The following is an 8,455-nucleotide window of genomic DNA, read 5'->3' on the forward strand; positions in this document are numbered from 1 at the left end:
AGAATGGGCTACGACGCAGCGCTGTCCCAGTTGCGAGACCTGCTGGCGGAGAGCATGTGCGGTAACGGCAAACTGGCCCTCGTCGAGGGCGGCCTGGCCAGCGGCAAGACACATCTGCTGCACGAGTTCTCGCGGCAGGCGGTGAAGTCGGGCGCCCTGGTGCTCAGCGCCACGGGTTCGAGAGCCGAACGGAAGCTGGCCATGGGCATCGTGGACCAGTTGCTCCGCAGCGCGGGCCCGGCGGCGTCCCTGCCGGAACACGCGGCGCGGCTCATCGGCATCCCGGACGAGTCGGCAGGTTCGTGGGGAGCGAACCAGCTGACTCCGTACGGCACCCTGGACACCAAGGTCCGCGAACTGTGCGGCCTGCTCCTGGACCTGTGCGCGGACCAGCCACTGGTGCTCGCCGTGGACGACGTGCAGTTCGCCGACGCCCCGTCGCTACGACTGCTGCTCTCGCTGCAGCGCAGAATGGTCAGCACACGGCTGCTGATCGTCCTCAACGAGTGGCACCGCGGCAAGCCGACGCTCCCCGAGTTCCGGGCCGAGCTGACCCGCCACCCCTACAGTCACATCCGGCTGGCTCCGCTGTCGGTCGAGGACATCACCACCCTCTTCGCCAAGGAGGGCGTCCCGGATCCCGCGCAGCTCGCCCACGGGTACCACCGGCTCACCGGCGGCAACCCGATGCTGCTGCACGCGGCGCTCGACGACCGGCTCGGCGCCGTGTCCGCCGACGAGGACGCGGACCACGAGGGACCCGTGGCCGGGGTCGCCTACGCGCAGGCCGTGCTGGCCGGCCTGTACCGGTGGGACGCCGAGCTGCTGTCCGTGGCGCGCGCCGCCGCGGTCCTCGGCGACCGCTCCTCACCGGCACTGATCGCCCAGCTGCTGAACAGCAGGCTCGAGGACACCGAGGAGCTCGTCCGCATCCTCACGGAGGCCGGGCTGCTGCTCGGCGGACGGATCCGGCATCCGCGTGGTGAGTCCGCGATCCTCGACGGCATGCCGCACGGCGAGCGGTCGGCGCTGCACACCCGGGTGGCACGGCTGCTGTCCCAGGGTGGCGCGGCCGCGATGGACGTGGCCCGGCACCTGCTGGCGGCCGACCAGGCACCCGAGCCGTGGGCGGTGGCCGCGCTGCGCGACGCGTCCGAGCACGCGCTGACCGCGGGCGACCCGGAGACCGCGGTGCGCTGCCTGGAGCTCGCGGTCGGCGCGAGCGCCGACCCGCGAGAGCGGCACGCCAGCATGTACGCCCTCACCCGTGCCCTCTGGCGGAAGAACTCCGCGGTGGCCACGACCTACCTGCCGTTACTGCGCGACGCCGTGCTGGCGGGGCAGCTGCCGGTCGCCGCCGCGGTCGCGGTCGTGCGGTACTCCCTGTGGCACGGCGAGGTCGAGGCGGCGACGCGGGCGGCGGCCGTGCTGTCCGACGCGCCCGAAGGTCTCGATCCGCGAAGCGCCGCCGAGTTGTCCGCCACGTTCCACTGGTACTTCGGCTCCGACCGCCGGCTGAAGACGCCCGGCACCGACGGCGGCCGGGTCTCGGCGCGCCGGGGCACCTGGGCCCACGCGGTGGACCGGATGACGACGTTCTGGGTCCGGGGCGGCGGCGACACGGCCACCACGTCCGCGCAGCACATCCTCCAGAGCTGCCATGTCGGAGACACGGCCCTCGAGGTGGTGGCGGGCGCGCTGCTCGCCCTGCGGTGCGGCAGCAAGCCGCATCTGGCGCGTTCCTGGTGCGAGCGGCTCGTCCAGGAGGCGGCCCGGTTCGGCGACATCACCTGGCAGGCGGTGCTCAGCGGCATCAACGCGAGCATCGCGCTGCGGCTCGGCGACCTGGCCACCGCCGTACAGCAGGCGGAGCAGGCGCTCCAGCTCCTGCCGGCCAAGGCCTGGGGCATCCTCATCGGACTGCCGCGGGCCACTCTGGTCTCCGCCCGCACCAGCCTCGGCGACTACGACGCGGCCGCCCAGGTGCTGCGCCAGCCCGTGCCGGACGCCATGTTCGAAACGTTCCTCGGGCTGTACTACCTGGAGGCGAGGGGCTGCTTCTTCCTCGCCACCGACCAGGCGCTCGCCGCCGGCGGCGACTTCCAGCTGTGCGGCAGGCTGATGCACGAGTGGGAGGTCGACCTGCCGGCGCTCAACCCGTGGCGTGGCAACCTGGCCCAGGTGAACCTGGAACTCGGCCACACCGCCGAGGCCCGTGAGCTGGTCCGCCAGCAGCTGGAGCGCACGCGGTCGGCCGACATCCGGATGCGGGGCATCTCCCTGCGAGTGCTCGCCGCGGCCAGTGAACCGGCCCGGCGCCCGGCCCTGTTGCGGCAGAGCGTCGAGTTCCTGACCGCGGCCCAGGACCGGCTGGAGCTGGCCAGGGCACTCAACGACTTCAGCCTGGCCCATCAGAAGCTCGGCGAGTTCGACCAGGCCCGGCTGCTGGCGCGCCGCGCCACCCAGGTCACCCGGGCCTGTCTCGCGCCGGGGCTGCCCGCCGATGACGAGAGCGGCGCCGATCAGCGGCGGGCCGCGCAGGCCGGCTGGCGCCAGCAGGACCAGCAGACGCGTCAGGTGCTCAGCGAGGCGGAGCGCCGGGTGGCGGAGCTGGCCGCGCTCGGGCACACCAACCGTGAGATCAGCCAGATGCTGTACATCACCGTGAGCACGGTCGAGCAGCATCTCACGCGGGTCTACCGCAAGCTCGGGATAACGCGCCGCACGGATCTGCTCTCGGTGTACGAGCTGCGCGGGCACGGCGCCGACGACGAGCAGAACGACCTCGCCGCCGCGGACGGCCTGTTGCCGACCGACCGCGAGGACATCGCCAGCTGAGGCCGGCCGGGGGTGATGGTGACGGTCCGGGGGGGTTCCCTGACCGTCACCATCACCCCCGCGGCTACGCCACCGCCGCCCGGCGCGGACGCGGGCGCAGCGCGATCGCGGGTGTCAGGGGCACCACGTCGAACGTGTTCCGGACGCAGTCCACGCGGCCCCACAGCCCGTCCGGCCCGGACACCACCAGGCGTTCGACTCCGTGGTCGGCGAGGGTGGCCATCGCCGCGGGCCACTGCACGGTCCGCACGACACCGTCCAGCAGCAGCCGTCGTACGCCCGACGCCGTCTCGACGACGGTTCCGTCGTGGTCGCTGACGATCGGCAGTTCCGGGTCACGGAGGTCGAGCCGGTCGACGAGCTCCCGCTCGATGGTGTCCCGCAGGGGGGCGAACACCGAGGCGTGCATCGGGGGCCGCATCGTGTACATCGGCAGGCCGCCCCTGGCGCGCAGGGCCGTGTGCAGCCAGTCGAGACGGTGTTCGCGCACCGACAGCATCCAGAAGTCGTCGTCGACGTGGCAGGCGATCTCGTACCACTCACCCGCGTCGTCCAGCTCCCGCAGGATCTCCGCGAGCCGGGGTTCGGGGGTACGCGCGAACGACTGGGTCACCACGTCGCCGTGGTTCTTGGCGAAGTACTCCTCGACGCAGTCGTTCCACCTGGCCGTCAGCCAGACCGCCTCGGCGAAGTCGAGGGCTCCGGCGTACACGGCCGCGGCGGTGTCGCCGAAGCTCGCGCCGATGCACAGGGCGGGCCTGAGGTCCAGGGAGTCCTCGGCCCAGTGCGCCAGCGCCAGGCAGGTGACGAGGAAGGACACGCGTTCACCGGCGGAGTACGCGATGTCCGCCTGGCGGTAGCGGTCGAGAGTCGAGTAGCCGAGCGTGTCGTCGGCGATCTCGGTGAGCCGCCGCGCGACCGGGTTGATCAGCAGGAACTTGCCGAGGTCGGAGAACGGGCTCTGCCTTATGCCGGGAAAGGCGATCGCGGTCGCCGGGTCGCCGGCGCTCACCGCAGCGCCGATGCGTCGGCGGCGGGCCGTTCGTTCAGGATCTCGCGGGCAATGGCCTCGACGTAGTCGGTGATGGTGACGTCCCGGTCGAGGTACGGCACCAGCGCCCGGGTCCGCTCGTACAGTTGCCGTGTACCGCTCGACAGTTCGTCGGTGCCGCCCCTGATGTCGACCGCCTGGCACGCGCACAGCAGCTCGAACGCGACGACGTAGGTGGCGTTGTCCAGCGCCTCGCGGGCCTTACGGGCCGCCACGAAACCGAAGGAGACTATGTCCTGGAAGTCGCCGGTGCTGGTCAGCGACTGTATGGACATGGGCATCGCCATGGCCCTGGTCTCGGCGGTGAGCGACGCCGTCATGAACTGGCCGCCCATGAGCCCCAGTCGCAGACCCGGGTTCTCGCGGCACAGGAAGGCGGGCAGGCCGTTGCTGTTGCTCTTGTCCAGGAAGCGGTCGATCCGGCGGTTGGCCAGATTCGTCATGGTGGCCAGCGAGATGACCAGGTGGTCCATGGCCATGGAGACGTACTGGCCGTGGAAGTGGCCGTTGTGGAAGACGTCGTTCTCCTCCGGCACCACCAGCGGGTTGTCGTTCGACGAGTTCAGCTCGCTCTCCAGGGTGGCTCCGACCTGCGTCATGTTGTCCAGGACGGGGCCGAGGATCTGCGGTGTGCAGCGGATCGAGTAGGCGTCCTCGATGGGCTGCGAGGCGTGCTTGGCCGAATCCTCCATCTCACCGGCGAGCGTGGTCTCGGTGTCGAGTTCGTTGACCGCCATCGTCGAGTCCTGGAGGACGTCCCAGAGCCGCTTGGCGATCTCCCGCTGGCCCCGGTGCGGCTTGAGTTCGTGCACCCGAGGGTCGAACGGCTTGGTCATGCCCCGCAGGCCCTCCACCGACAGGGCCGAGACCATCAGGTAGGTGTCGAGCAGTCTGCGGGCCCGGGCGAAGACGAGGCTGCCGAGGCCGACCATGCCGGACGTGCCGTTGATCAGGGCAAGGCCCTCCTTGAAGCTGAGCGTCATCGGCTCGATGCCGGCCTTGGCCAGGGCGTCCGCCCCCGGCAGGGTCTCCCCCTCCAGCCGGGCCTTCCACTGCCCGACCCCCACCAGGGCGATGGCGGCGAGCGGGCCGAGGTCGCCGCTGGTGCCCAGCGAGCCCTTCTCCGGCACGCAGGGGGCGATGCCCGAGTTGTAGATCTGGATCAGCTTCCTCAGGTTCGCCGGGGAGATGGCCGAGTTGCCCCGGGCCAGCGAGACGATCCGGGAGAGCATGATGGCGCGAACCGTGCGGTCGTCGAGGTACTGACCGACGTTCGTGGCCACCGCGTTGATCAGGTTCTCCTGCAGCTCCTGGGCCATCGACACGGGCACGAGCCAGTCGACGAAGCCCCCCATGCTCGTGTTCACGCCGTAGATGACACGGTCGTTCTCGACGAACTTCTCGAGGGTTTCGCGCGAGGTGCGGACTCGCTGCCACACCTCCGCGTCGAGCTCGACCGGGACGGCCCCGGCCGCCGCGGCGTCCAGCTGTTCCAGGGTGATCCACTGGTTGGCCTTGATAGTGAGCGTCATGAGAGAGATTCTCCTGGGGTCTGGTGATCACGTCCCCGCGATGACAGGGCAGGCGGGCCCCAGTCAAACGAGCCACACCGGCGCAGTGCACCGCCATCGCCCCCTATGCGCGCTGCGGATCCCCCTAAGCATCCCGCCGGCCCGGGCACCGGCACGCCGGAGACCTCATCGGCCACTCGACCGGTTGCGAGGCCGTTGAGTTCTCCAGAACATTTTCAGTGGAGGCCTCCGTATATCGCAGGACGAGGAACGACATGGCACTTCCTGACGTATTTCCGGCCGCTCGGGAAAGCGGCCAGGTCGACAGGGGGGATGGGGCCGAGATGCCCGCCCTGCACCTGCAGCGGGCATTCAGGTGGCAGGCGACGCTTCGCATCGCCATCGTCATCGCGTTCACGGTGGATCTGGCGGTGTTCCCGCCGTCCGAACAACTCCAGCTGTCGGTGACACTGGCCGCCGTCTACACGCTGTGGACCCTGGCGACGCTGTGGGCGTCCTGGAGATCGCACAGGCCGTATCCGAGCTGGGTGTACCCGCTGATCGACCTGACTCTGCTCACCGCACTGATGGCAGTTTCCGGCAACTTTTCGGACCCGAATTGGAGTTCGCCGATATCTGCCGACATATTTCTTTTCATACCCGTTCTCGCCTCGTTTCAGATGCGGCCGGTTCTCACTGCGGCATCCGGGGTGCTGGCGGCGGCGAGTTATGTGATCGGCACCGTCGTCGGCCATCTGCAACAACCGTATCTGCATTTCACGCTCACACACGGCCTTTTCATTCTTGTGGTCTGTGCCGGCTGCGTCCTCCTCTCGGACGTTCAACAGCACAGGGTGAGGTCGATCAGGGAGTTGGCTGAGCATCGCCTGTGGCTGCTCGATCGCATCATGGCGGCGGAGGAGAGAGAACAGCGGAAAATCGCGGAGGTGCTGCACGACGGGGCGTTGCAGAACGTGCTGGCGGCCCGGCATTTCATCGACGAGGCAGCGTGCGGTCCCGAGGTCACCGAACCGCTGCACCGCGCCGACGAAGCTCTTTCCACGGCCAGCAGACAGCTTCGTTCCTCGGTGCGGACCCTGCATCCGGAAGTCCTCGTCTCAGGCGGGCTGGTGCCCGCTCTTGAGCATCTGACCCAGCAGGCCTCCGAGCGGGGAAAATTCCATGGGGAGGTCCGCTCCGGCATCACCACCGCGGGTTCCGCGGATCGGCCTCTTTTCTGGCTGGCCCGCGAAATCCTGGAGAATGTCGTGAAACATGCGCAGGCGAAGAACGTCCTCGTGACCCTGCAGAAGGCCGACGTGGAGAGTGTCCGGCTCTCGATTTCCGACGACGGCGTAGGGATATCCCCCGAAGCCATGGCCAGGAGCCTGTCGTCGGGTCATATCGGGATCGCCTCGCATCGTGCACGGATCGAGGGGATGGGGGGCGTGTTCAGCTTGCGGTCGAATGCGTCGGGCGGTACGACGGTCGAAGCCGTGGTACCGCTGGGGTGATCCTGCGAGCGCCCGCGCCGTCCGGCGCGGCTCCGTCCGGCACGAGGACGACGCCCGGGCGGTGGCCGGTGGACATCGGCTCACCTAGCCTTGACAAGAGTCATCGCGAAATCTACTGCCGCCGATCGCAGAGCAGCATGGTGCAGACGAAAGGTCGGGATTGCCGTGGCAACGCCGAGCCCTGCCCGCATCAGAGTGGTAATCGCCGACGATCACCCTTTGTTCCGGGAGGGCATCTCACGCGCACTGCAACTCAGCGGGTTCATCGATGTGGTCGCCGAGGCCGAGAACGGCCGGGACGCGCTTGAGATCATTCGCCGGGAACAGCCGGAAGTCGCCGTACTGGACCTGCGCATGCCGGAACTCGACGGAATCGCCGTGCTGCACGCCCTGGTCCGGGACCAGGTCGACACGCGTGTTCTCCTGCTCTCCGCTTTCACCGACAGTGCTTCCGTCTACCGGGCCCTGGAAGAAGGAGCCGCGGGGTTCTTGACCAAGGACAGCAAGCGCTCGGAGGTCGTGGAAGCGGTACGAGCCATCTCCCGGGGCCAGACGGTCGTACCGCCCGAGGTGACGGGGGGGCTGGCCGAGGAAATCCGTATGCGGCGGTCCCAGAGCGCCCCCACACTCAGCGAACGGGAGCGCCAGGTCCTGGACGGTATGGCCCGGGGGCTGAGCATTCCGCAGATCGCCCAGGAGCTGTTCCTCGGCACGAGCACCGTCAAGACGCACGCGCAGCGTCTCTACGAGAAGCTGAAGGTGTCGGATCGCGCAGCGGCGGTCGCTGAAGCCATGCGGCGCGGTCTGCTGGAGTGACACCCGGGCCACCGCCCACTCACCAGCGCACCCGGCCCCGAACCGACTCGGCGGTGGGGCACCAGGTGGTGAGCGCGGTCCTTCAGTGGGCGGTGACCGCGGACCGCCGGGCGGCACGCCGTACCGCACGCGAGGCGAGCAGGGTGATCGTCACGACGCCCAGGACGGCCAACAGGCCGACGGCGACCGTGCCGGGCCAGCCCGCCGCGTGGAAGGCGGTGGCGCCGATCGTGCTGCCGGCGCTGGAGCCGATGTAGTAGGCGGACTGGTAGAGGGCGGAGGCCTGGGCGCGGCCGTGGACGGCCGTCTCGCTGACTGCCGAGGACGCGACCGCGTGGCCCGCGAAGAAGCCCGCCGTGATCAAGGCCAGGGCCGGCAGCAGCAGCGGGAGGGAGCCGAAGAGCGACAGCAGCAGGCCGGCCGCCGTGGTGGCGCCGGCCAGGTGCAGTGCGCCCTTACGGCCCAGGCGGCCGACCAGGCGGCCCGCCATCGACGCCGAGACCGTGCCCACCAGGTAGACCAGGAAGATCGAGCCGACGATGCCCTGGGACAGGGAGAAGGGGGCCGACGTGAGGCGGTAGCCGATGACCGTGTACACGCCGCCGAACACCGTCATGAACAGCGCACCGGTCGCGTACAGGCGGCGCAGCAGCGGGTCGGAGAGGTGGTCGCGGACCGTGCCGAGCAGGATGCGGGGCCGCAGGGAGCCGGCCCTGAAGTGCTGC

At 69.7% G+C, this 8,455-nt stretch carries 6 protein-coding genes; 3 read left to right on the forward strand and 3 right to left on the reverse strand.

What is annotated here, in order from left to right:
- The first annotated feature begins 3 nt into the window (after window positions 1–3).
- A complete protein-coding gene (locus AC07CM_RS41455) occupies window positions 4–2,838 on the forward strand; it encodes an AAA family ATPase (RefSeq protein WP_478881711.1) in 2,835 nt (944 codons plus the stop codon).
- Between the two features lie 64 nt (window positions 2,839–2,902).
- Here the strand turns inward: AC07CM_RS41455 and AC07CM_RS41460 are convergent, their stop codons facing one another.
- Window positions 2,903–3,850, reverse strand: coding sequence for an ACP S-malonyltransferase (locus tag AC07CM_RS41460; protein ID WP_478881712.1), 948 nt, complete (start codon window positions 3,848–3,850; stop codon window positions 2,903–2,905).
- Window positions 3,847–5,421, reverse strand: a complete 1,575-nt coding sequence (locus AC07CM_RS41465; RefSeq protein ID WP_478881713.1) for a phenylalanine aminomutase (D-beta-phenylalanine forming) — start codon at window positions 5,419–5,421, stop codon at window positions 3,847–3,849. Before AC07CM_RS41465 ends, AC07CM_RS41460 begins: the two co-directional genes overlap by 4 nt.
- Before the next feature lie 254 nt (window positions 5,422–5,675).
- On the opposite strand from AC07CM_RS41465, the gene AC07CM_RS41470 reads away from it, so the two are divergent.
- A complete protein-coding gene (locus tag AC07CM_RS41470) occupies window positions 5,676–6,914 on the forward strand; it encodes a sensor histidine kinase (protein ID WP_478881714.1) in 1,239 nt (412 codons plus the stop codon).
- Between the two features lie 195 nt (window positions 6,915–7,109).
- On the forward strand, window positions 7,110–7,730 hold the full coding sequence (locus tag AC07CM_RS41475; RefSeq protein ID WP_478881717.1) for a response regulator: 621 nt from the start codon (window positions 7,110–7,112) through the stop codon (window positions 7,728–7,730).
- 82 nt (window positions 7,731–7,812) lie between these two features.
- On the opposite strand, the gene AC07CM_RS41480 is transcribed toward AC07CM_RS41475, so the two are convergent.
- A partial coding sequence (locus tag AC07CM_RS41480) for an MFS transporter (RefSeq protein WP_478881715.1) occupies window positions 7,813–8,455 on the reverse strand: 643 nt, incomplete at its 5' end.

The sequence above is a fragment of the Streptomyces sp. NPDC044061 genome (assembly GCF_056434305.1).